Below are 19,454 nucleotides of genomic sequence, written 5' to 3' on the forward strand. Positions count from 1 at the left end.
AAGAACATGGAAAAGATCCAGAAACTGATTGAAGAACACGTTGGTTACCTCATCGTGTTCACCCTGATCGTGATCAGCTTTGCCGGCCTGGTGGAAATCCTGCCGCTGGCATTCCAGAAGTCCACGACCCAGCCTGTTGCCGGCGTCAAGCCGTATACCGCGCTGCAACTGGCTGGTCGCGACATTTACATCCGTGAAGGCTGCTACAACTGCCATTCCCAGATGATCCGTCCTTTCCGCGCCGAAACCGAGCGTTATGGTCACTACTCCGTTGCGGGTGAGTCGGTATACGACCATCCCTTCCAGTGGGGCTCCAAGCGTACCGGTCCGGACCTGGCTCGTGTAGGCGGTCGCTATTCCGACGAATGGCACCGTGTTCACCTGACCAACCCACGTGACGTGGTGCCGGAATCCAACATGCCGGCCTTCCCGTGGCTGTCGAAGAACCTGGCCGATGCCGAAATCATGCCGAAGAAAATGGAAGCCCTGCGCACTGTAGGCGTTCCCTATACCGACAAGGATATCGCCGAAGCCAAGGCTCAAGTCGAAGGCAAGTCGGAAATGGATGCCCTGATTGCATATCTGCAGGGCTTGGGTCTCGCACTGAAGAACGTTCGCTAAGTCATGGACTGGGTAACGATTGGGCGCTCTGCCTTCACCGTAATGTGCTTCACCTTCTTTATCCTGGTGTTGTTCATTGCCTACAGCCGACGCTCAAAGAACCGGTACGATGAAGCGGCCAATGTGCCCTTTCTCGACGACGACAAGGTGCAGGAGGCCGACAACCATGAGTCGGCTTCTAACGGAGCAAAACAATGAGTGATTTCGTAAGCGATTTCTGGAGCATCTGGATCACGGCCATCGTGGTTGCAGGTTTTGTTGGCCTGACCCTGCTGTTATTCACCCAATCCAAGACTACGGTCAAGAAGGGTGAGCAGGTTGAAACCATGGGTCATGTATGGGATGGCGACCTCGAAGAATACAACCACCCGCTGCCGCGCTGGTGGATGCTGATGTTCTACATCACGCTGATCTTCGGTGCCTGCTATCTGGTGCTCTACCCCGGTCTTGGCAAGTGGCAAGGTATTCGTGGCTGGACTTCCGTAGGTCAGTACAAGGAAGAACGTGCCCAGGCGGAAGCCAAGTACCAACCGCTGTATGACAACTATCTGAAACAGGACCTGAAAGCAGTGGCTGCCGATCCGAAGGCACAGGAAATGGGCAAACGCCTGTTCCAGACCTACTGCGTACAGTGTCATGGTTCCGATGCACGCGGTGCCAAGGGCTTCCCGAACCTGACCGACAACGACTGGCTGTGGGGTGGTGATCCGAAAACCATCGAAACCACCATCCAGGGTGGTCGTCACGGTCAAATGCCGGCCTGGGGTTCCGCTCTGGGTGAAGAGAAGGTCAAGGACGTTGCCAACTACGTGATGTCGCTGTCCGGCAAGAAGCATGATGCCGAACGCGCCACCCGTGGCAAGGAAACCTTCACCACCATCTGCGCGGCCTGCCACGGTCCGGATGGCAAGGGTAACCAGCAACTGGGTGCACCGAACCTGACCGACAACATCTGGCTGTATGGTGGTACTGAAAAGACCATCATCGAGACCATTACCAATGGTCGCAACAACCAGATGCCGGCCTGGAAGGACTTCCTGGGCGATGGCAAGGTTCACCTGCTGGCAGCCTATGTATGGGGGTTGTCCAATAACGCCAAGGCGCAGTAAGCCTTAGCCAACATACTGCCCGCGCAAGCGGGCAGTATGCTTTACATCAAACACTATACTGATTCATATAATATAATGGCTTGCAAGATGCTTGCGCAAAGTCCATCTCTAAAGTGAACTTTGCGAAATCCTCTTCAGGAACACACCATGTCTGATTCGTTAAAAGATATCCCGGTCAAAGTAGAACACACCCCGCCCTCCCCCAAGCCCGGTCCGGAGACCGTGTCCTTGTACGAGGCCCAGAAAAAGATCTACCCGCGCAGCGTCAAGGGTATCTTCAACAACTGGCGTATTCTTTTTGTACTGGGTACTCAGCTGGTTTTCCTTGGCCTGCCCTGGCTGACCTGGAACGGAAGGCAAGCCGTCTTCTTTGACATGGTTAACCGCAAATTCTATATTTTCGGCCTTACCATCTGGCCGCAGGACTTTGTCTATCTGGCTGCCCTGCTGATGAGTTGTGCATTCGGGCTGTTTGTCTGGACCACCATCGCCGGCCGCCTGTGGTGCGGCTACTCCTGTCCGCAGACGGTCTATACCGAAGTCATGCTATGGATTGAACAGCTGGTGGAAGGTGACCGCAACAAGCGCATCAAGCTGGACAAGGAGCCAATGAGCTTGCGCAAGGCCAGGCTGAAACTGACCTCGCACAGCCTGATGATCCTGTTCTGCCTGTGGACCGGCTTCTCGCTGGTGGGTTACTTCACCCCGATCCGCGATCTGGTCAAGGCCATGCCCACCTTCGATTACGGCCCGTGGGAAAGCTTCTGGATCTTCTTCTACGCCGGCTTTACCTATCTGCTGGCCGGTTTCATGCGTGAACAAGTATGCAAATACATGTGTCCGTATGCCCGCTTCCAGAGTGTGATGTTCGATGCGGATACCCTGATCATTTCCTATGACGAAGCGCGCGGCGAACCGCGCGGTGCACGCAAAAAAGGCGTGGACTTCAAGCAACAGGGCCTGGGCTCCTGCGTTAACTGCGGCATCTGCGTACAGGTATGCCCGGTAGGCATCGATATCCGCAACGGTCTGCAGTACGAATGTATCGGCTGCGCAGCCTGCATCGACGCCTGTGATGAAGTGATGGACAAGGTGGGCTACCCGCGCGGGCTGATCCGCTACACCACGGAAAACGCCCTGGAAGGTAAGTACCCAGAAAAAGACATCGTCAAGCATCTTCGCCGCCCGCGCGTCATCATGTACACCGTTGTGCTGCTGATCGTGCTGGGTGCTGCACTGGGCTCCCTGGCCATGCGCAAACCGTTCAAGGTGGACATTTTGCGTGACCGCGCCTCGCTGGTGAAGGAAACCGATGCCGGCTTGCTGGAAAATGCCTACACCATCAAGATCATCAACACCACAGAACGCGATCAGGAGTTTAAAATCTCGGTAGAGGGCATGCCTGACCTCAAACTGGTCAGCGACAGCAAGCAGATCAAGGTGAAGGCTACCGAAACCGACAGCTTCGGCGTACGGGTTCAGGCCGATCCGCAAGTTGCCACCAAGGGCAGCCACGAGATCCACTTCAAGGTAGAAACGGTAAGCACTCCGGTTCTGCACGTGGAAGAAAAATCCAGCTTCATCGGAGAGTAAGTCATGCAACTGAGCAGCCCCGTTTCCCGCCCCTGGTATAAAGAGCCTTGGGTATGGTTCCTGATCAGCTTCCCGCTGGCCGCAGTGATTGTCGGTTCTTGCTTCATCACCACCGCCATCAAGACTGACGATGGTCTGGTAACCGACGATTACTACAACAAAGGCAAAGCCATCAATATGGAGCTGCGCCGCAACACGGCAGCCGCAGCCTTGGGCATTACCGCCCAGGTCATGCTTAGCAGCGATGGTCGCAGTGTCACGGTCAATACCACCAGCAAACAGGCATTGCCAGACACCCTGACGCTTAAGTTGATCCACCCGGCACAGGACGACTATGACGTCAATGCCGAGCTGCACAAGCTGGCTGCCAACCAGTACAGTGGCAGCTTCAACAAGGAGCTGGTCAAGGCCAATCACTGGTATGTACAACTGGAAGACAAAGGCAACCAATGGCGAGTACAGGCCGAGTGGAAGCCGGAACAAGGCCCGGTGGTGATGCTGGGCCAGCCCAAGCTGGAGGCCGTGGAGTGATGCGCGCCCTGCTCCGTCCGGTATTGGCAGCGTCCTTGCTTGCCCTGCTGGCAGGCTGTGCCAGCCAGCGCTACCAGCCGCAATATCTCAATGGCCAGCTGGCGCTGAAACAGCCGCTGTCGCTGCCACTGGCCACCACCCTGGTTCGGGTCCGGCTGGTGGATGACAGCAGCCAGGCTGATGCGCCGGCCCGCCTACTGGCAGAGCAGACGCTGGAAAAGCCCAAGGCATTTCCGCTGAACTTCTCGCTGTGCTACGACAAGCATGCCATCCAGGCGGGTGGCAGTTACAGCCTGCAGGCTCAGGTATTTGTTGACGGCGAACTGCGCCTGCAGAATGTGGGCCACATCAATGCCTTCGCTGTCAGCCAGCCGCAGCTGGAAGTCGAGCTGATCAAGTAGTTTTTCTGCCGTACAAGAAAATGGCTGCCATTGGCAGCCATTTTTGTTTTCCCCGACAGGCAAGCCTCAGCCCAGCGGTTTCAACCGTGCGGTGAAATGACGCAGGATGGGCGGTTCGTAGTCAAAACACAGGCCGACTATGCTGGCTGCCCGCGCCTTCACCTCAATCAGACAGTCGGCAATATAGTCCATGTGGTCATTGGTATAGACACGGCGCGGGATGGTCAAGCGCAGCAGTTCCAGTGCCGACGGTTCCTGTTCTCCGGTCTGCGGATTGCGCCCCAGCAGCAGGGAGCCAATCTCCACCCCACGCACGCCACCTTCCAGATACAGCTCACACGCCAGGGCATGCGCAGGAAATTGCTCGGCAGGAATATGCGGCAGCAGGCGCTTGGCATCGACAAACACCGCATGGCCGCCGGTAGGGTACTGGATAGGCACACCAGCGGCCCGCAGGCGCTCGCCCAGATACTCGACCTGGCTGATGCGATAGCCAAGATAGGCCCCATCCAGCCCTTCCTTCAGCCCGATAGCCAGCGCCTCCATGTCGCGCCCGGCCAGGCCGCCATAGGTAACAAAACCTTCCATCGGCACACAGCGCACCTGTACCGCGCGGAAGAGATCGACATCCTCCTTGAAGCAGCACAGGCCACCAATATTCACCAGCCCGTCCTTCTTGGCGGACATGGTTAGCATGTCTCCATGGCCGAACATTTCCATCACGATGGCTTCGATGCTGTGCGCCGCATAGTCCGGGTCGCGCTGCTGGATAAACCAGGCATTCTCGGCAAAACGGGCGGCATCGATAATCACCGGAATACCATGCTGGCGGGCCAGTGTACTGGCGGCGCGGATGTTGGGCATGGAAACCGGCTGTCCGCCCGCGCTATTGCAGGTGACGGTAATGATCAGACCGGCAACGTTCTGCGCCCCTTCGCTGGCGATCACATCTGCCAGCCGGCCCAAATCAAAATCACCCTTCCAGTCATAAGCGGTCTCGGTATCCAGCGCCTTGGGGGTCAGCACATTGACGGCACGGGCACCGGCGATTTCGACATGCGCCTTGGTAGTATCGAAGTGGTAGTTGGAGATGAATAGCGGCCGCTCGCCACGGCAGCGTTTCACCAGCTCAGGAAACAGGATCTGCTCTGCCCCCCGCCCCTGGTGGGTGGGAATGGTGTGCTGATAGCCGAACAGTTCCTTGACGGTATCCGCCAGATGGAAAAAGTTGCGGCTGCCGGCGTAGGCTTCGTCGCCCATCATCAGGCCAGCCCACTGCCGGTCGGACATCGCCCCGGTGCCACTGTCGGTCAAGAGGTCGATATACACATCCTCGCCACGCAGCAAGAAGGGGTTCCAACCCGCTTCCGCCAGTGCTTTTTGGCGATATTCCGGAGTGGTTTGCTTGATGGGTTCTACCATCTTGATACGGAACGGTTCAGGAATGCGTCGTGCCATGCGTAATACTCCCTTTGCCCTGGCCGCAAAAATGCCTACACCCTGCGCAGGAAACAGCGCAATGTGGACGCAACAAGGCCAAAGCGTTTGATTCAGAATGGAAAATTGAATGCAACAGTACGCAGCCGCAACAAGCAGGCTACGCGGGGAGATCAGCGACGGGGAAAGTCGTAGGCCAGCACGATATCGAGGGTGAACCAGTTTTTGGGCAGGCTACCATGGTTGGCAGCCGTCCGGGTCAAGCACGCCAACGTGTTCATGTGAAAACACCTTAGTAAAATCATTGCCGGATGGCGCGGCCAGATTACCTGTTGCCATTTTTCCCCGCAAGCAGATTGTCAATCATCCATCCAGACAGCTTCTGCACTGTATCCATGCTGCCACGCCAGCCCTCCCGTCCCGGTAACAGCCACAATCCCATTTGCCTGTTCACCACCGCCTGCAGCGCGGTTAGCCTGCGAATGGTCTGACTCAACCCGATCACGCCAGCTCCTGTGCAGACCATGGCTACGCAAGTTGCTGCATCAGCATAAAAATTCCCTTTCCATTGAAATACTTGCCCAATATCAAACATGGAATATTAAATAATTCTTATACTTCAGTTTAACGGTAAGAATAGGCAAAAAAAGTTCCACAACAACAGCTTTAGCCGCTACTATCGCCGCCTGCCGGAAAATACCGGCAATAAAACACTACAACAAGCCAGCACCAATCTGGCTTCCCTGCTGCACAAGGAAATCGTTATGACCACCCGATCCCATCCCAAAGGGCTGTACCTGCTCTTTGTCACGGAGATGTGGGAGCGCTTCAGCTACTACGGCATGCGCGCCATCTTTGTCCTGTTCATGATCAAGGCCCTGCTGTTCGACAAGGCCCACGCCGCCGACATCTACGGCACGTATACCGGTCTGGTTTATCTCACGCCGCTGATTGGTGGCTACATTGCCGACCGCTACTGGGGCAATCGCCGTTCCATCCTGGCTGGTGGTGTGCTGATGGCCTGTGGCCAGTTTCTGCTGTTTTTTTCTGGCAGCCTGCATGCCAGCAACGTTCCCATGGCGTCCAGCTTGCTGTACTGCGGCCTGGGCCTGCTGATTGCCGGCAACGGCCTGTTCAAACCCAATATTTCTTCCATGGTCGGCCAGCTTTACGCCAAGGATGACAAGCGGGTGGACTCGGCCTTTACCATTTTCTACATGGGCATCAATGCCGGTTCGCTGATTGCACCGCTGATCTGCGGCACACTGGGCGACACTGGCCACCCGGGCGACTTCAAGTGGGGCTTTCTGGCGGCTGGCTGCGGCATGTTGCTCAGCCTGCTGGTTTTCAGTTTGTTCAAGAACAAATATTTGGTCACCCCGGAAGGCAAGCCGATTGGGCTGGCCCCACAACGCCACCACGCCAGCGGTGAGAAAGTTGTCCATGCGCCACTTACCAGAGTGGAAAAGGAACGTCTGGCGGTCATCCTGATTGTCTCGGCCTTTGTGATTTTTTTCTGGTCGGCATTCGAACAGGCAGGAGCCTCACTCACCTTCTTTGCCGAAGAACAGACCAATCGCAATCTGCTGGGCTTTACCGTGCCGGCGTCCTATTTCCAGTCAATCAACCCCATCTCCGTGGTTATTTTTGCGCCGCTGTTTGCCATGTTGTGGACCACACTGGGCAAACAGGGCCGCGAACCGACCTCGCCGACCAAAATGGCCTGCGGCCTGCTGTTCCTCGCCATTGGCTATCTGGTGATCGCATTTGGCGTTGACGGGCTGGAGCCCGGCGTCAAGGTCAGCATGCTGTGGCTGGTCAGCCTGTATATGCTGCACACCTTTGGCGAGCTGTGTCTGTCGCCCATCGGCCTGTCCCTGGTGGTCAAGCTGTCACCGGCACGTTTTACCAGTCTGATGATGGGCATATGGTTCCTGTCCAATGCCGCCGCCAACAAACTGGCCGGTACGCTGTCCGAACTGTACCCGGACCCGGCCAAGCCAGCGCCGCAACTGCTGGGTTATACCATCAGCAATCTGCACGACTTTTTCATGGTATTCGTTGCCATGGCAGGCATCGGTGCGCTGATCCTGTTCCTGCTGTCCAGCAAGCTGAAAAAGATGACACACGGCCTGCAATAAGCATCAGGCTTTGCCGCTATACAACGCCGCCCATGGGCGGCGTTTTACATGGATCCGCGGTGGCGCTTAAGACTAAAACAAGGCTGGCATGGTAAGCTGTGCGGGTTTTTTCCGACTTTGCCCGGCCGCCCTGGCGTGCTGACTGGACCTCATGAAACCGTCCTCCAACTCACAATGGCAACGCCTTGCCACTTATGTTCTGGTCGCCCTGCTGCTGATCCGCCTGCTGGCGATGTGGGCCATTCCGCTGACCGATACCACCGAAGCACGCTATGCGGAAATTGCCCGCAAAATGCTGGAAACCGGTAACTGGGTAACGCTGTGGCACGACTATGGCATCCCCTTCTGGGCCAAGCCGCCGCTATCCACCTGGACTTCCGCCGCCAGCATGGGGCTGTTCGGTGTCAATCCGCTGGCAGCCCGCCTGCCTGCACTGCTATTGTCCATTGCCGTACTGTGGCTGGTGGCAGATGCAGCCCGCCAGCGCTTGGGCCGCGATGCTGCACTGGCCAGCATCCTGCTGCTGGCCGGCAGCCTGTTGTTCTTCGGTGCCGCCGGCACGGTAATGACAGACCCGGCGCTGATGTTCTGCGTTGCGCTGTCTCAACTAGCGTTCTGGCATGCCATGCAAGGCCGTGGCAAACGCTGGGGCTATCTGTTCTTTGCCGGTCTGGGGCTGGGTCTGCTGGCCAAGGGGCCATTGGCCATCGTACTGGTGGGCATGCCCATCTTCTGCTGGGTATTGCTGCGCAATGGCTGGAAAGCCATGTGGCAAAACCTGCCATGGATCACCGGCAGCCTGCTGATGCTGGCGATTGCCATGCCCTGGTATCTGCTGGCGGAATACCGTACACCGGGCTTCCTCAATTACTTCATCATGGGCGAGCATGTCAGCCGCTTCCTCGACCCGGGCTGGAAGGGCGACAAATACGGCTACGCCCATGCCACGCCGCGCGGCATGATCTGGCTGTACTGGCTGGGGGCCATCTTCCCCTGGTCGCTGGCCATGCTGGTCTGGCTGGGTCGCCATGGCAAGCAAATACTCAAGCGCAGTGCCGACACCGACGGCTGGCGGCTGTACATGCTGCTGTGGAGCCTGATGACGCTGCTGTTCTTCACCATTTCCGGCAACATCATTTTCCCCTACCCGCTGCCCATGCTGCCGGGCTGCGCCCTGCTGTTTGCCACCCTGTGGCATAGCGCACGCCAGCCGCAGCAAAGTAGCAGCCTGCCCTGGCTTGCCATGGCATCCGGCTTGCTGCTATTGCTGGCCGTCGGCCTGCAGTGGACACAGGGTCAACGCTATTTCCGCACCCAGCAGCCGGTGATTGCAGCCTGGCAGCAACAACATCCGGCGGCAGGCAGTACGCTAATCTTCTGGGACAGCCGCCGCGAGTTCTCCGCCGAGTTTTACAGCGAGGGCAAGGTGCGCACCACCGACAAGGCCGACGTGCTGCAACAATGGCTGGCAAAGGAACACGGTCACTTCATCGTCACCGAGCAGCGTGACCTGCCCAGCCTGCCTGCCGATATCAAGCAACGCTTCAAGCCGGTTGCCAGCTTTACGGTGATGAAGGACCAGATGCTGCTGCTGCGCGAACAAGCCAGCGGATCAACGCCATGAATAACAAGGAGACGCCGATGACCACTACGCCACCCAGCGCCTTCGTGCCGACCTTCCTACTGCAGCAACGCGCCGCCGAGCGTCCGGCCAACCCGCTGGTCAGCTGCATTCTGCCGGCTTACAACGAGAGCGAAAACATCGTCCCCATGCTGCAGACCCTGCATGGTTTGCTGAGTGAGGCCGGTTTCCGCCATGAGCTTATCGTGGTAGACGATGGCAGCCGCGACGACACGGTCCTGCAGGTGATGAGCCAGATCGACCAGTTGCCGGTCACACTGATCCAGCTGTCGCGTAACTTCGGCAAGGAGCTGGCACTGACTGCCGGTATCGACAATGCCCACGGCGATGTTGCCGTGCTGATTGACAGCGACTTCCAGCATCCGCCCGCCATGGTGCCGGAATTCCTGCGTCACTGGCGTGCCGGCTACGACATGGTGTACAGCGTGCGCTCCAGCCGCGATAGCGAAACACTGGGCAAGCGCCTGTTTACCCGCGTGTTCTATACCCTGCTCAACAGTGGCGCGCGCCACAAGATTCCGGAAAACACTCAGGACTTCCGCGTGATGGACCGCTGCGTGCTGGATGCGCTGCGCCAGATGCCGGAGCGAAACCGCTTCATGAAGGGCCTGTATAACTGGGTAGGTTTTACCCAACTACCGGTGGAAACCCATACCGAAGAACGCCGTGCCGGCAAAAGCAGCTTCAACTTCTTCAGTCTGCTCAATCTGGGGCTGACCGGTCTTACCGCATTTTCCAATGTGCCGCTACGTATCTGGACCCTGATCGGCAGCGCCATCTCGCTGGCTTCCATCCTGTATGCCTCGTGGGAGCTGCTGCACACCCTGCTGTTCGGCAACGACCAACCAGGCTGGCCGACCCTGGCCGTGGCGGTATCTTTCCTGGGCGGGGTGCAGCTGCTGTCAATCGGCATCCTCGGTGAATACATCGGCCGCATTTTCAGCGAAGTGAAACAGCGCCCCATCTACCTGGTCAGCCGCATCAGCCGGACTCCACAGGACAAGCAATGAACCGCGAGCTGTTATGGTTCGGCATCATCGGCGTCAGTGCCATGCTGGTACACTTCCTGTTGGTGGCGGTGATACTGGTACCATTCGGCCTGCCCCCCTTGCTGGCCAATGTCGTGGCCTTTCTGCTGGCATTTCAGGTCAGCTACTGGGGCCACCGGCACAAGACCTTCGATGCCGCCCATGTGCCGCACCGGCAGGCGCTGCCACGTTTTTTCATGGTGTCCTGCCTCAGCTTTGCCCTGAACGAAGCCATGTACTTTGTCCTGCTGCACTTCACCACGCTGGATTACCGTCTGGCGCTGCTGATCGTGCTGGCCAGTGTCGCCGTATTCACCTTTGTGCTGAGCAAACTGTGGGCATTTTCTGACCGGGAACAGGCTGCATGACATTACGCCGCCTTACCTTGTGTGCCGATGACTTCGCCCAGTCTCCCGCCATCAGCCAGGGCATCCTGAACCTGCTGCAGCGTGGCCGCCTGTCGGCCACCAGCGTGATGACGCAGTCGCCGCACTGGCCGGTGCTGGCGGCACCGCTACGCGAGCTGCAGCCGCAAGCGGATATCGGCCTGCACTTCAATTTGACACATGATTTTGGCGAGCAGAATACGCTACGCAAGCCACTGCCATACTGGCTGCTGTGCAGCCAGCTACACCTGTTGCCACGTGTGGCATTACGCGACAGCCTGCTACGCCAGATCGACCTGTTCAGCCAGCACTTGGGTCGCCTGCCGGATTTCATCGACGGCCATCAGCATGTGCATGCGCTGCCGGTCATCCGTGATGCCCTGTTCGATGCCATTTCTTTGCGCTGGGCTGACAACAGCAAACCTTATCTGCGGGCACCGGACCGGCTGGGCCATCCAGGCGACAGCCGATTGAAGGCCGTGGTACTGACACAGGCATGCCGTGGCTTTGCCGCTGCCGTCGAGCACAAGGGGCTGATCTGCAACCGCTGGTTTGCCGGCCTGTATGCGCTACAGCCGGAGGCCGGTTTTGCCGGACTGATGCAGCAATGGCTGCACGCATGCCCGGATGGCGGCCTGATGATGTGCCACCCCGGCTTGCCCGCTGATGATGCCAGCGACCCGATTGCCGCTGCGCGCGCGGTGGAATACTGCCATCTGGGCAGTCAGGAGTTTGCTGATGCCTGCCAGCAGGCCAGCATAGTGATTGGAAGGTTCCAGGCTTAAAGCCGCGAACAAAACCGCGTAGCGAACCCGGGCCAAGGCGCGCCGCCGCAGACAGTACATGGAGTACGGCAAGGCAGCGCAACGCTGGAGCGGTGTTTTGTTATCGGGTCTTAAACGCGTGGCCAGGGCAAGGCCCAAGGCTGGGCTGCCTCACGCTGCAGACAATCCAGCAGCGCCGGACTGAGGAAATGCGCACCCTGGTCTGGCGGACAGACAAAACTGAAAGCTTCGCCATCCAACGTGAAACGCAAGGCATAGGCGTGCAGATAGCCCCGGTCGGCAGCGCTGCCGCCATACAGGCTATCGCCCAGAATCGGGGCCGATTGTGACTTCATCGCCACCCGTAACTGATGCGTCTTGCCACTGCGTGGCCGCAGCAGAAACAAGCGCAGCCCCGGCTGTACCGAAAAGCTGAAGAACTGGGTGATGGCCGGATTCTGCAGGGTGGGCAGCAAGCGCCATGCGCCACCCCGCCCTTTTTCCATATCGCCCTTGATCAGGCCCTGCTTCTTTTGCGGCTTGCGGTCTGACAGCGCCAGATAGTATTTCTCCACTGCATGCTCGGCAAAGGCCGCCCCCAGCTGGCTGGCCACGCTGCTGGAGCGCGCCAGCAGGATCAAGCCCGAGGTGATGCGATCCAGCCGGTGTACCGGCCATAGTGCCTCGTCCTGCAGTCCTGCCCGCACCACGTCCAGTAAGCCGTCTTCCTCCCCCTCGCGGTGGAAACTCACGCCAGGGTGCTTGTTGATCAGGTAGAAGCGCGGGTCGCTGTGCAGCAGGGTAAACATGGCAGGGCACCGGGAAGACATGAGCAAGGCGGCGATTCTACCCGTTCAGCACGGATCGCTGGTTTTTTGCTGGGCTTCCATGCGCAGTTTCTTACGGATTTCTGCATCACGGAAACGCTTTTTCTGATCATCCGTCTCCAGGCTCAGCGGCGGTACCGCCACGGCCTTGCCGTTTTCAAAAGCCACCATGGTGAAATAGCAGCTGTTGGTATGCCGCACCGAGCGCTGCTGAATGTCTTCGGCCACCACCTTGATGCCGATTTCCATCGAGGTGCGCCCCACATGATTCACGCTGGCCATGAAGGTGACCAGTTCACCCACATGGATGGGCTGCTTGAACAGCACCTGGTCCACCGACAGGGTTACCACATAGCAGCCGGCATAGCGGCTGGCACAGGCATAGGCCACCTGGTCCAACAGTTTCAGCAGCACGCCGCCATGGACATTGCCGGAGAAGTTGGCCATATCCGGCATCATCAATACCGACATCACCAGTTCGCGCTGGTTTTCCTGATTTACCTGCTGTTGCATGCTGTGGATTTCCTGAAATTCATCATGGTAGCGCCACGGGCGGCGTGACGCTGCAAGAATGCTCTCCCGGCCAACACTGCCGGGGAACGCGAATAGGCCTCATTCTGCCGCAGTCCTCGTATGCTGTCGCGGCCGATACGGCGGCAAAGCTTGCCCAGTCCCATGCCCGCGCGCCACATCCAGTTTCCAACCCGGATAAAATTGAAAAAATAGCTGTTTGCATTCAATGCATTAAGCCAAGTGCTGCACTAGAATCAAATCAATCCGGATCGTGCACATCATGAGTCTATCCTCCATCAGTGCCAGCACAGGCTATGGCATCAGCACACAGTCGCAACACGGGCCCAACTGCTCCTGTGCGGCCTGCACTGCCGCGCGCATGGCCTCGGTTGCCACGCCAGTGCCTGGCGTGACCACCCCCTCCCCTTCTGCCATTTACCAGGGCAGCACACTCACCCCGAACCAACAGAAACAACTGGACGAACTGCGCGCGCGTGATACCGATGTCCGCCAGCACGAGCAAGCCCACATGGCAGCCGGCGGTGCACTGGTCAGCGGTGGTGCCAACTACAGCTATCAGGAAGGACCGGACGGCAAGCAATATGCCATCGGCGGGGAAGTCAGCATCCGGCTGGCCAGCGGGCAAAGCCCGCAGGAAACCCTGGCCAATGCCAAACAGGTTGAGGCCGCGGCACTGGCACCGGTAGACCCTTCCGGTCAGGACCGCGCAGTGGCTGCCGAAGCCACACAGATGGCACAAGAAGCCCAGGCAGCCATCGACAAACAGCAGCAGCAACAGTTACAGGCTGCACAAAACAATCCGGCCATTGCCACCGCCAAGGCCATCTTCGCGGCCATCACTGGCAAACAAGACAGCAGCAAAGGCAGCAGCATCGACACCTTTGCCTGATACCTTCCAGACAAAAAAAATGGGCTGACCGGATAGGGTCAGCCCGAACAACGCTCGTTTTGGGAGTACAACAAGAGGAGAGACACCACACACCACTCCCGATGGCATGGGCTTACTACAGAGAAATCTTCAATCCGGCTCGTCTCAGACGAACCAGGCAATCAGTGGGGCGGCAAACACGGTGGCAATGCCACCCAGCATCATGGTCAGACTGGCCACCACACCTTCTTCGGCACCCAGCTCGTTGGCTTTGGCGGTACCGGCACCATGTGCGGCAGCACCCAGCAAAGCCCCCTTGGCCAAGCGTGAACGCAAGGGCAACAGCATCAGCATCAGCTCGCCCAGCAACATGCCGGCCACACCGGTAATCACCACAAACACGGCCGTCAGGTCCGGCGGAGCACCAATGCTCGATGCCGTGGCCATGGCAAACGGTGTACTGATGGAGCGTGGTGCCAGGCTTTTCTGCAACAGCTCGGACAAACCGAAAGCCCGTGCCAGCCATACCGAACTCATCACGGCCACCGGCATGGCCACCAACACGCCACAGCTCAGTGACAGCGCATGCTTGCGAATGACCTGGCGCTGCTCGTAAATCGGAATGGCAAATGCCACTGTGGCCGGGCCAAGCAGCCAGCTCAACCAATGCGTATCCTGAAAATAAGTGTGGTAAGGAATATGCCCCACCACCACCGCGCCAATCACCAGCAAGGGCACCGCCAATAAGGGTGCGGTCCACCAGTTTCCGGTACGGTGATACTGCTTTTTTGCCAGCCAGTACAAGGCCAGGGTCAACACCAGACAGCCAAAAGCCAGCAGGTTTTCCATCTCACAACACTCCATGCTGTCGTTTGCGACGTTTCAGCATGATTTCAAATTTGTAGCCGGCATCCACCACCAGCGAGGTCACGGTCATCACCAGTACGGTCGACAACAGGATCACCAGCACGATGCGCAGGCCAATACTGCCCAGCAGCTGCGGATACTGCACCACGGCAACGGTAGTCGGGATGAAAAACAACAGCATCTCCGCCAATAGCCAGCGTGCTCCGCTCTTGCACCAAGCCAACGGCAACCAGCCCAGGGCCAGCGCTGCCAGTACCAGAAACATGCCCAGCACACCAGCCGGAATTTCCGGCACATAAGCGTGGCTCAAGCGACTGGCCAGCAGCCATACCAGGCAGAGCATCAACACTTGCAAAACAGTGGTAAGGCTTTGCTTTACGGCAGGATTGAACAGGCTCTTCATGGTGCGCTCGCTCCATCAGCAGCAACGAGTACCGAGTATAGTCGTACGCATTTCATTCAAAAAATGAATTAAAATTATCCTACTCATTCTCAAAAGGAATCGATGATGGACATTCGTGCACTGCGCTATTTTGTGGAAGTGGTAAAACGTCACAGCTTTACCAAGGCTGCCGATGCCCTGTTCGTCACCCAGCCCACCATCAGCAAAATGGTGAAGCAGCTGGAGGAAGAGCTGGGCACGCCGCTGATCATTCGGGAAGGACGCAGCTTTCGCCTGAGCGATGCCGGCAAGGTAGCATTCGAACGTGGCATGGATGTACTGTCGGCCATGAATCAGCTGAAGAACGAGCTGAACGATCTGGCCGGCCTGACACGCGGCGAACTGGTGGTTGGTCTGCCACCCATGGTGGGGGTGGCTTTCTTTGCACCGGTGGTGGGAGCGTTTCGCGAACGCTACCCAGGTATCGAACTGAAGATGGTGGAAGACGGCGCGCTGGCCATCGAAAACAGCGTGCGTAGCGGCGAGCTGGAAATCGGCGTTGCGGTTTTGCCGGTAGATAACAGCTTTTTCCAGCAATTTGCCGTAGTACGTGATCCATTATGCCTGATTGCACCGGCCGGCTCGCCCTGGCATGGCCGCTCAACCGTCACACTGCCGGAAATCGCCGATCAGAACTTTGTGCTGTACCCGGAAGACTTCACCCTGTCCAGCCGCATCAGCCATGCTTTCCGTGAGATGGGCAAGCCACTCAATATTGTCGGCCGCAGCGCGCACTGGGACTTCATTGTCGAACTGGTGAATGCCAGACTGGGCATCACCCTGCTGCCACGCTCGGTAGTGGAGCGGCTGGACCGCAGCCAATACGATGTGATCCCGGTCTCCAACCCCTGGCTGATATGGCACCTGGCACTGATCTGGCAACAGGGCGGCTATCTGTCGCATGCTGCCAGGGCATGGATTGCGGTCACGCAGGATGTACTGGGGGGACTGCAATGAAGCACCATGGCCTGACAGGACTGATCACGCTGTTACTTTGCCTGTGGCTGACCGGCTGCGGCACTTTTGGACTGAAAAAACCGCAAGTCAGCCTGGTGGATATCCGCCCGACAGCATCAACGCTGCTGGAGCAGAATTTCGACCTTACCCTGCGTTTGCAGAACCCCAACACCGTGCCATTGCGTGCCAGCGGGCTCAGTCTTGACCTGAGCCTAGCCGGCCAGCACATGGCCAGCGGGGTAAGCAATCAGGCCATCAATGTAGCCGCGCTGGGCGAAAGCGAAATCCAAGTCCGGGTGCATACCTCGCTGGGTAGCTGGCTGAAGCAACTGGGCAAGGCATTGCAGGGTGATGGCAAGCTGGAATACCAGCTGCAAGGCCGGCTGGAGGACTTGCAAGGCATCGCCAGCCTGCCATTCAGCAGTAGCGGCGAATGGAGGCTGCCCTGAACAGGCTTACTGGCGCGGTACGGCCACGCAGTCATTACCCTCAAAGCTGACTGACTCCACCTGCTGGGTCTTGCTGTTCACCACAAAATTAGTGGTGCAGCTGTAGTACTGGATGCCACCACCGGAGGTACCATCATAGACCCAGCGCCCCGGGGTTTCGATCACCCGGCTCTGACCGTTTTCGGTCACGGCAAAGCGATGCCCCGGCTCGAAGCGGCGATTGTCAAAATACGGCTGCTGCTGAGTATAGGACTTGCTGTAGGTATAGAGCATATTGCCATTGGGCATGGTCATGCTCTTGCTGGGGGCACCCCATTGCGCCAACAGGGCGTTGGCGTCCTTGCCCTGCCAGTAATACGCTTTTTGCGCATAGCCTTCGCGGGTGGGAAAACTGCTGCAGGCGCTGGTAAGCAGCACCAACAGACAAAGCCATTTACGCATCGCATTCCTTTCCTCGTTCACTTGCTTGCCCTTGCTGTCCGACCAGGCAGCAGATGCCAAGTTCTAGCATAAATCGCCGGCTGACAGCAGTCCGGCATGGCATGCCGCGGCTGACCATAAAAAAACGCCACCCGAAGGTGGCGTTTTGATTGCAGCAAGTGAAACCTGCGATCAGATCATGCCCTTGGACTTCAGCAGTTCGAACATGGTCTTGCCGATTTCGGCCGGGCTGCGGGTGTAGGCGATGCCAGCCTTTTCGAAGGCCTTGAACTTCTCTTCGGCAGTACCCTTGCCTCCAGAGATGATGGCACCGGCGTGGCCCATGCGCTTGCCCTTGGGAGCAGTCACACCGGCGATGTAGCCCACTACCGGCTTGGTCACGTAGGCCTTGGCAAATTCAGCCGCTTCTTCTTCGGCGGTACCACCGATTTCACCGATCATCACGATGGCGTCGGTATCCGGATCGTCCTGGAACAGTTTCAGGGCGTCGATGTGGCTGGTACCCGGAATCGGGTCGCCGCCGATACCGATGCAGGTGGACTGACCCAGACCCAGGGCGGTGGTTTGTGCCACGGCTTCGTAGGTCAGGGTGCCGGAACGGGACACGATACCGATGCGGCCCGGATTGTGGATGTGCCACGGCATGATGCCGATCTTGCACTCACCCGGGGTGATGATACCCGGGCAGTTCGGGCCGATCAGGCGGATGCCGGCTTCGTCCACGGCTTTTTTCACGTACAGCATGTCCAGGGTGGGCACGCCTTCGGTGATGCAGACAATCAGCTTCACGCCGCTGTCGATGGCTTCCAGGATGGAATCCTTGGCAAACGCTGCCGGTACGTAGATCACCGAGGCATCAGCCTGGGTTTGACGCACGGCGTCCTTCATGGTGTTGAACACCGGCAGGCCCAGATGCTCGGAACCGCCCTTACCCGGGGTCACGCCACCGACTACCTTGGTGCCAACCTTCAGCGCCTGTTCGGCGTGGAAGGTACCATTCTTGCCGGTGAAACCTTGCACCAGCACTTTGGTGTCTTTGTTTACCAATACGCTCATTTTGAAATCCTTATGCGGTGCAGGTGATTAAAGCGCAGCAACGGCAGCAACGATCTTCTCGGCTGCGTCGTTCAGGCCCTGGGCGGAAACCAGCTTCAGGCCGGAGTCGTCCAGAATCTTGGCGCCCAATTCGGCGTTGTTGCCTTCCAGGCGCACAACCACCGGCACGGTCACGTTTACTTCCTTCACGGCGGCGATGATGGCTTCGGCAATCATGTCGCAACGTACGATGCCGCCGAAGATGTTGATCAGCACGCCCTTGACCGAATCATCGGCCAGGATCAGCTTGAAGGCTTCGATCACGCGGTCCTTGGTCGCACCACCACCCACGTCCAGGAAGTTGGCCGGCTGGCCACCCTTCAGCTTGATGATGTCCATGGTGGCCATGGCCAGGCCGGCGCCGTTCACCATGCAGCCGATATTGCCTTCCAGGGCCACGTAGTTCAGGTCGAATTCGGAAGCTTTCACTTCGCGTTCGTTTTCCTGCGACTTGTCGCGCTGGGCCAGCAGGGCCGGGTGACGGTACAGGGCATTGGAGTCCAGGTTGATCTTGCCATCAACGCAGGCCAGTTCGCCGTTTTCACGCAGTGCCAGCGGGTTTACTTCGAACAGGGCGAAATCGTTTTCCACGAAAGCCTGGTAAGCACCCAGCATCAGCTTGCTGAAAGCAGCGATTTGCGAACCGGACAGACCCAGGGCAAAGGCGGCATCACGCGCCTGGAACGGCTGCATGCCCACCAGCGGGTTGATTTCGATCTTGATGATCTTTTCCGGGGTTTCTTCGGCTACTTTTTCGATTTCCACGCCGCCTTCGGTGGAGACCATGAACACAACGCGCTGGCTGCCACGGTCCACTACGGCGCCCAGGTACAGTTCACGCTGTACCGGGTACATGTCTTCGCATACCAATACGCTGTTGACCGGCTGGCCGGCTGCGTCGGTCTGGTAGGTCACCAGATTGATACCGATCAGGCTCTTGGCAACTTCAGCGGCTTCTTCGCGGCTTTTCACCACTTTGACACCACCGGCCTTGCCACGGCCACCGGCATGCACCTGGGCCTTGACGACGGCAAACTTGCCGCCCAGTTTGTCATAAGCGGCAGCGGCTTCTTCCGGCGTGGTGGCCAGAATGCCCTGTTGTACCGGCAAGCCGTATTTGGCCAGCAGCTCTTTCGCTTGGTATTCGTGCAGGTTCATCTATGGTTTCCTTTCGGTGGAAATGATGGCGGGGCCCTGTCTGGCCAACGTCTCTATTCCTTGGTCGCTTCCTCAACCCTAATGTATCGGGGCGAACCTGTTCTCGCGGCAGGTCCTGCCCCATACCCTCTTTCGGGCCGTGTGAATTGTACACGGCCCCACG

The 19,454-nt window shown here is 58.2% G+C and carries 23 protein-coding genes; 14 read left to right on the top strand and 9 right to left on the bottom strand.

All coding sequences use genetic code 11. The features are described from left to right. Positions 1 to 6 precede the first annotated feature (6 nt). The 6 genes from ccoO to GSR16_RS15685 all read left to right on the top strand — a co-directional run bounded on the left by ccoO (position 7) and on the right by GSR16_RS15685 (position 4,255). A complete protein-coding gene (ccoO, locus tag GSR16_RS15660) occupies positions 7 to 621 on the top strand; it encodes a cytochrome-c oxidase, cbb3-type subunit II (protein ID WP_159879001.1) in 615 nt (204 codons plus the stop codon). Between the two features lie 3 nt (positions 622 to 624). Further along, positions 625 to 819 (top strand): cbb3-type cytochrome oxidase subunit 3, encoded by a 195-nt coding sequence (locus GSR16_RS15665; protein ID WP_045845631.1) that lies wholly within the window; start codon positions 625 to 627, stop codon positions 817 to 819. Then, a complete protein-coding gene (gene ccoP / locus GSR16_RS15670) occupies positions 816 to 1,730 on the top strand; it encodes a cytochrome-c oxidase, cbb3-type subunit III (RefSeq protein ID WP_159879003.1) in 915 nt (304 codons plus the stop codon). The genes GSR16_RS15665 and ccoP overlap by 4 nt, the downstream gene beginning before the upstream one ends. 147 nt (positions 1,731 to 1,877) lie before the next feature. After that, complete coding sequence (gene ccoG, locus GSR16_RS15675; protein ID WP_159879005.1) at positions 1,878 to 3,323, top strand: cytochrome c oxidase accessory protein CcoG; 1,446 nt, start codon at positions 1,878 to 1,880, stop codon at positions 3,321 to 3,323. A gap of 3 nt (positions 3,324 to 3,326) precedes the next feature. Next, on the top strand, positions 3,327 to 3,854 hold the full coding sequence (locus GSR16_RS15680; protein ID WP_159879007.1) for a FixH family protein: 528 nt from the start codon (positions 3,327 to 3,329) through the stop codon (positions 3,852 to 3,854). Beyond that, positions 3,854 to 4,255, top strand: a complete 402-nt coding sequence (locus GSR16_RS15685; RefSeq protein WP_159879009.1) for a YbaY family lipoprotein — start codon at positions 3,854 to 3,856, stop codon at positions 4,253 to 4,255. The genes GSR16_RS15680 and GSR16_RS15685 overlap by 1 nt, the downstream gene beginning before the upstream one ends. Positions 4,256 to 4,321: 66 nt before the next feature. On the opposite strand, the gene GSR16_RS15690 is transcribed toward GSR16_RS15685, so the two are convergent. Beyond that, positions 4,322 to 5,713, bottom strand: a complete 1,392-nt coding sequence (locus GSR16_RS15690; protein WP_159879011.1) for a tryptophanase — start codon at positions 5,711 to 5,713, stop codon at positions 4,322 to 4,324. A 304-nt stretch (positions 5,714 to 6,017) separates the two neighbouring features. After that, entirely contained in the window at positions 6,018 to 6,287 is a 270-nt protein-coding gene (locus tag GSR16_RS15695) for a hypothetical protein (RefSeq protein WP_159879013.1), read from the bottom strand. Positions 6,288 to 6,456: 169 nt separating this feature from the next. Here GSR16_RS15695 and GSR16_RS15700 point away from each other — a divergent pair, with 169 nt between their 5' ends. The 5 genes from GSR16_RS15700 (at position 6,457) to GSR16_RS15720 (ending at position 11,674) form a co-directional block, all read left to right on the top strand. Next, complete coding sequence (locus GSR16_RS15700; RefSeq protein WP_159879015.1) at positions 6,457 to 7,833, top strand: peptide MFS transporter; 1,377 nt, start codon at positions 6,457 to 6,459, stop codon at positions 7,831 to 7,833. 151 nt (positions 7,834 to 7,984) lie between these two features. Beyond that, positions 7,985 to 9,457, top strand: a complete 1,473-nt coding sequence (locus GSR16_RS15705) for an ArnT family glycosyltransferase (protein ID WP_159879026.1) — start codon at positions 7,985 to 7,987, stop codon at positions 9,455 to 9,457. Beyond that, positions 9,454 to 10,485 carry a glycosyltransferase family 2 protein gene (locus GSR16_RS15710; protein WP_240902513.1) on the top strand — a complete coding sequence of 344 codons (1,032 nt, stop codon included), beginning with the start codon at positions 9,454 to 9,456 and terminating at the stop codon, positions 10,483 to 10,485. The genes GSR16_RS15705 and GSR16_RS15710 overlap by 4 nt, the downstream gene beginning before the upstream one ends. After that, positions 10,482 to 10,871 (top strand): GtrA family protein, encoded by a 390-nt coding sequence (locus GSR16_RS15715; RefSeq protein ID WP_159879028.1) that lies wholly within the window; start codon positions 10,482 to 10,484, stop codon positions 10,869 to 10,871. Before GSR16_RS15710 ends, GSR16_RS15715 begins: the two co-directional genes overlap by 4 nt. Next, positions 10,868 to 11,674, top strand: a complete 807-nt coding sequence (locus GSR16_RS15720; protein ID WP_159879030.1) for a ChbG/HpnK family deacetylase — start codon at positions 10,868 to 10,870, stop codon at positions 11,672 to 11,674. The genes GSR16_RS15715 and GSR16_RS15720 overlap by 4 nt, the downstream gene beginning before the upstream one ends. Before the next feature lie 110 nt (positions 11,675 to 11,784). Here GSR16_RS15720 and GSR16_RS15725 read toward each other — a convergent pair whose 3' ends face one another. Both GSR16_RS15725 and GSR16_RS15730 read right to left on the bottom strand, forming a co-directional pair. Then, positions 11,785 to 12,462 (bottom strand): TIGR01621 family pseudouridine synthase, encoded by a 678-nt coding sequence (locus GSR16_RS15725; RefSeq protein WP_159879032.1) that lies wholly within the window; start codon positions 12,460 to 12,462, stop codon positions 11,785 to 11,787. A gap of 45 nt (positions 12,463 to 12,507) precedes the next feature. Then, positions 12,508 to 12,993, bottom strand: a complete 486-nt coding sequence (locus GSR16_RS15730) for an acyl-CoA thioesterase (protein WP_159879034.1) — start codon at positions 12,991 to 12,993, stop codon at positions 12,508 to 12,510. A gap of 280 nt (positions 12,994 to 13,273) precedes the next feature. On the opposite strand from GSR16_RS15730, the gene GSR16_RS15735 reads away from it, so the two are divergent. Further along, complete coding sequence (locus GSR16_RS15735; protein WP_205677447.1) at positions 13,274 to 13,903, top strand: putative metalloprotease CJM1_0395 family protein; 630 nt, start codon at positions 13,274 to 13,276, stop codon at positions 13,901 to 13,903. Positions 13,904 to 14,047: 144 nt separating this feature from the next. Here the strand turns inward: GSR16_RS15735 and GSR16_RS15740 are convergent, their stop codons facing one another. Together GSR16_RS15740 and GSR16_RS15745 are read right to left on the bottom strand one after the other, a co-directional pair. After that, entirely contained in the window at positions 14,048 to 14,731 is a 684-nt protein-coding gene (locus GSR16_RS15740) for an LrgB family protein (protein ID WP_240902514.1), read from the bottom strand. A 1-nt stretch (position 14,732) separates the two neighbouring features. After that, a complete protein-coding gene (locus GSR16_RS15745) occupies positions 14,733 to 15,152 on the bottom strand; it encodes a CidA/LrgA family protein (protein ID WP_159879038.1) in 420 nt (139 codons plus the stop codon). Between the two features lie 105 nt (positions 15,153 to 15,257). Here GSR16_RS15745 and GSR16_RS15750 point away from each other — a divergent pair, with 105 nt between their 5' ends. Continuing rightward, entirely contained in the window at positions 15,258 to 16,148 is an 891-nt protein-coding gene (locus GSR16_RS15750) for a LysR family transcriptional regulator (protein WP_159879040.1), read from the top strand. Beyond that, positions 16,145 to 16,597: an LEA/WHy family protein gene (locus tag GSR16_RS15755; protein WP_159879042.1), complete on the top strand. Its 453-nt coding sequence runs from the start codon at positions 16,145 to 16,147 to the stop codon at positions 16,595 to 16,597. Before GSR16_RS15750 ends, GSR16_RS15755 begins: the two co-directional genes overlap by 4 nt. Before the next feature lie 6 nt (positions 16,598 to 16,603). Here the strand turns inward: GSR16_RS15755 and GSR16_RS15760 are convergent, their stop codons facing one another. The 3 genes from GSR16_RS15760 to sucC all read right to left on the bottom strand — a co-directional run bounded on the left by GSR16_RS15760 (position 16,604) and on the right by sucC (position 19,291). Next, the gene (locus GSR16_RS15760; RefSeq protein WP_159879044.1) at positions 16,604 to 17,038 is read right to left on the bottom strand and encodes a hypothetical protein; all 435 of its coding nucleotides are present in this window, start codon (positions 17,036 to 17,038) and stop codon (positions 16,604 to 16,606) included. Between the two features lie 171 nt (positions 17,039 to 17,209). Next, complete coding sequence (gene sucD / locus GSR16_RS15765; RefSeq protein ID WP_045845617.1) at positions 17,210 to 18,094, bottom strand: succinate--CoA ligase subunit alpha; 885 nt, start codon at positions 18,092 to 18,094, stop codon at positions 17,210 to 17,212. A gap of 27 nt (positions 18,095 to 18,121) precedes the next feature. After that, positions 18,122 to 19,291 carry an ADP-forming succinate--CoA ligase subunit beta gene (gene sucC, locus GSR16_RS15770; RefSeq protein WP_103524281.1) on the bottom strand — a complete coding sequence of 390 codons (1,170 nt, stop codon included), beginning with the start codon at positions 19,289 to 19,291 and terminating at the stop codon, positions 18,122 to 18,124. Positions 19,292 to 19,454: the final 163 nt, after the last annotated feature.

The sequence above is a fragment of the Aquitalea denitrificans genome (genome assembly GCF_009856625.1).
Classification (GTDB): Bacteria; Pseudomonadota; Gammaproteobacteria; order Burkholderiales; family Chromobacteriaceae; genus Aquitalea; species Aquitalea denitrificans.

Excerpts from the sequence above, each read along its gene's own strand:
- GSR16_RS15755 (WP_159879042.1), top strand. The coding sequence starts at position 16,145 with ATGAAGCACCATGGCCTGACAGGACTGATCACGCTGTTACTTTGCCTG.
- GSR16_RS15710 (WP_240902513.1), top strand. The coding sequence starts at position 9,454 with ATGAATAACAAGGAGACGCCGATGACCACTACGCCACCCAGCGCCTTC.
- GSR16_RS15685 (WP_159879009.1), top strand. The coding sequence starts at position 3,854 with ATGCGCGCCCTGCTCCGTCCGGTATTGGCAGCGTCCTTGCTTGCCCTG.
- GSR16_RS15700 (WP_159879015.1), top strand. The coding sequence starts at position 6,457 with ATGACCACCCGATCCCATCCCAAAGGGCTGTACCTGCTCTTTGTCACG.
- GSR16_RS15665 (WP_045845631.1), top strand. The coding sequence starts at position 625 with ATGGACTGGGTAACGATTGGGCGCTCTGCCTTCACCGTAATGTGCTTC.
- GSR16_RS15725 (WP_159879032.1), bottom strand. The coding sequence starts at position 12,462 with ATGTTTACCCTGCTGCACAGCGACCCGCGCTTCTACCTGATCAACAAG.
- ccoO (WP_159879001.1), top strand. The coding sequence starts at position 7 with ATGGAAAAGATCCAGAAACTGATTGAAGAACACGTTGGTTACCTCATC.
- ccoG (WP_159879005.1), top strand. The coding sequence starts at position 1,878 with ATGTCTGATTCGTTAAAAGATATCCCGGTCAAAGTAGAACACACCCCG.
- GSR16_RS15690 (WP_159879011.1), bottom strand. The coding sequence starts at position 5,713 with ATGGCACGACGCATTCCTGAACCGTTCCGTATCAAGATGGTAGAACCC.
- GSR16_RS15735 (WP_205677447.1), top strand. The coding sequence starts at position 13,274 with ATGAGTCTATCCTCCATCAGTGCCAGCACAGGCTATGGCATCAGCACA.
- GSR16_RS15750 (WP_159879040.1), top strand. The coding sequence starts at position 15,258 with ATGGACATTCGTGCACTGCGCTATTTTGTGGAAGTGGTAAAACGTCAC.
- GSR16_RS15705 (WP_159879026.1), top strand. The coding sequence starts at position 7,985 with ATGAAACCGTCCTCCAACTCACAATGGCAACGCCTTGCCACTTATGTT.
- GSR16_RS15745 (WP_159879038.1), bottom strand. The coding sequence starts at position 15,152 with ATGAAGAGCCTGTTCAATCCTGCCGTAAAGCAAAGCCTTACCACTGTT.
- GSR16_RS15715 (WP_159879028.1), top strand. The coding sequence starts at position 10,482 with ATGAACCGCGAGCTGTTATGGTTCGGCATCATCGGCGTCAGTGCCATG.
- GSR16_RS15730 (WP_159879034.1), bottom strand. The coding sequence starts at position 12,993 with ATGCAACAGCAGGTAAATCAGGAAAACCAGCGCGAACTGGTGATGTCG.
- GSR16_RS15680 (WP_159879007.1), top strand. The coding sequence starts at position 3,327 with ATGCAACTGAGCAGCCCCGTTTCCCGCCCCTGGTATAAAGAGCCTTGG.
- sucC (WP_103524281.1), bottom strand. The coding sequence starts at position 19,291 with ATGAACCTGCACGAATACCAAGCGAAAGAGCTGCTGGCCAAATACGGC.
- GSR16_RS15720 (WP_159879030.1), top strand. The coding sequence starts at position 10,868 with ATGACATTACGCCGCCTTACCTTGTGTGCCGATGACTTCGCCCAGTCT.
- GSR16_RS15740 (WP_240902514.1), bottom strand. The coding sequence starts at position 14,731 with ATGGAAAACCTGCTGGCTTTTGGCTGTCTGGTGTTGACCCTGGCCTTG.
- ccoP (WP_159879003.1), top strand. The coding sequence starts at position 816 with ATGAGTGATTTCGTAAGCGATTTCTGGAGCATCTGGATCACGGCCATC.
- sucD (WP_045845617.1), bottom strand. The coding sequence starts at position 18,094 with ATGAGCGTATTGGTAAACAAAGACACCAAAGTGCTGGTGCAAGGTTTC.
- GSR16_RS15760 (WP_159879044.1), bottom strand. The coding sequence starts at position 17,038 with ATGCGTAAATGGCTTTGTCTGTTGGTGCTGCTTACCAGCGCCTGCAGC.
- GSR16_RS15695 (WP_159879013.1), bottom strand. The coding sequence starts at position 6,287 with ATGTTTGATATTGGGCAAGTATTTCAATGGAAAGGGAATTTTTATGCT.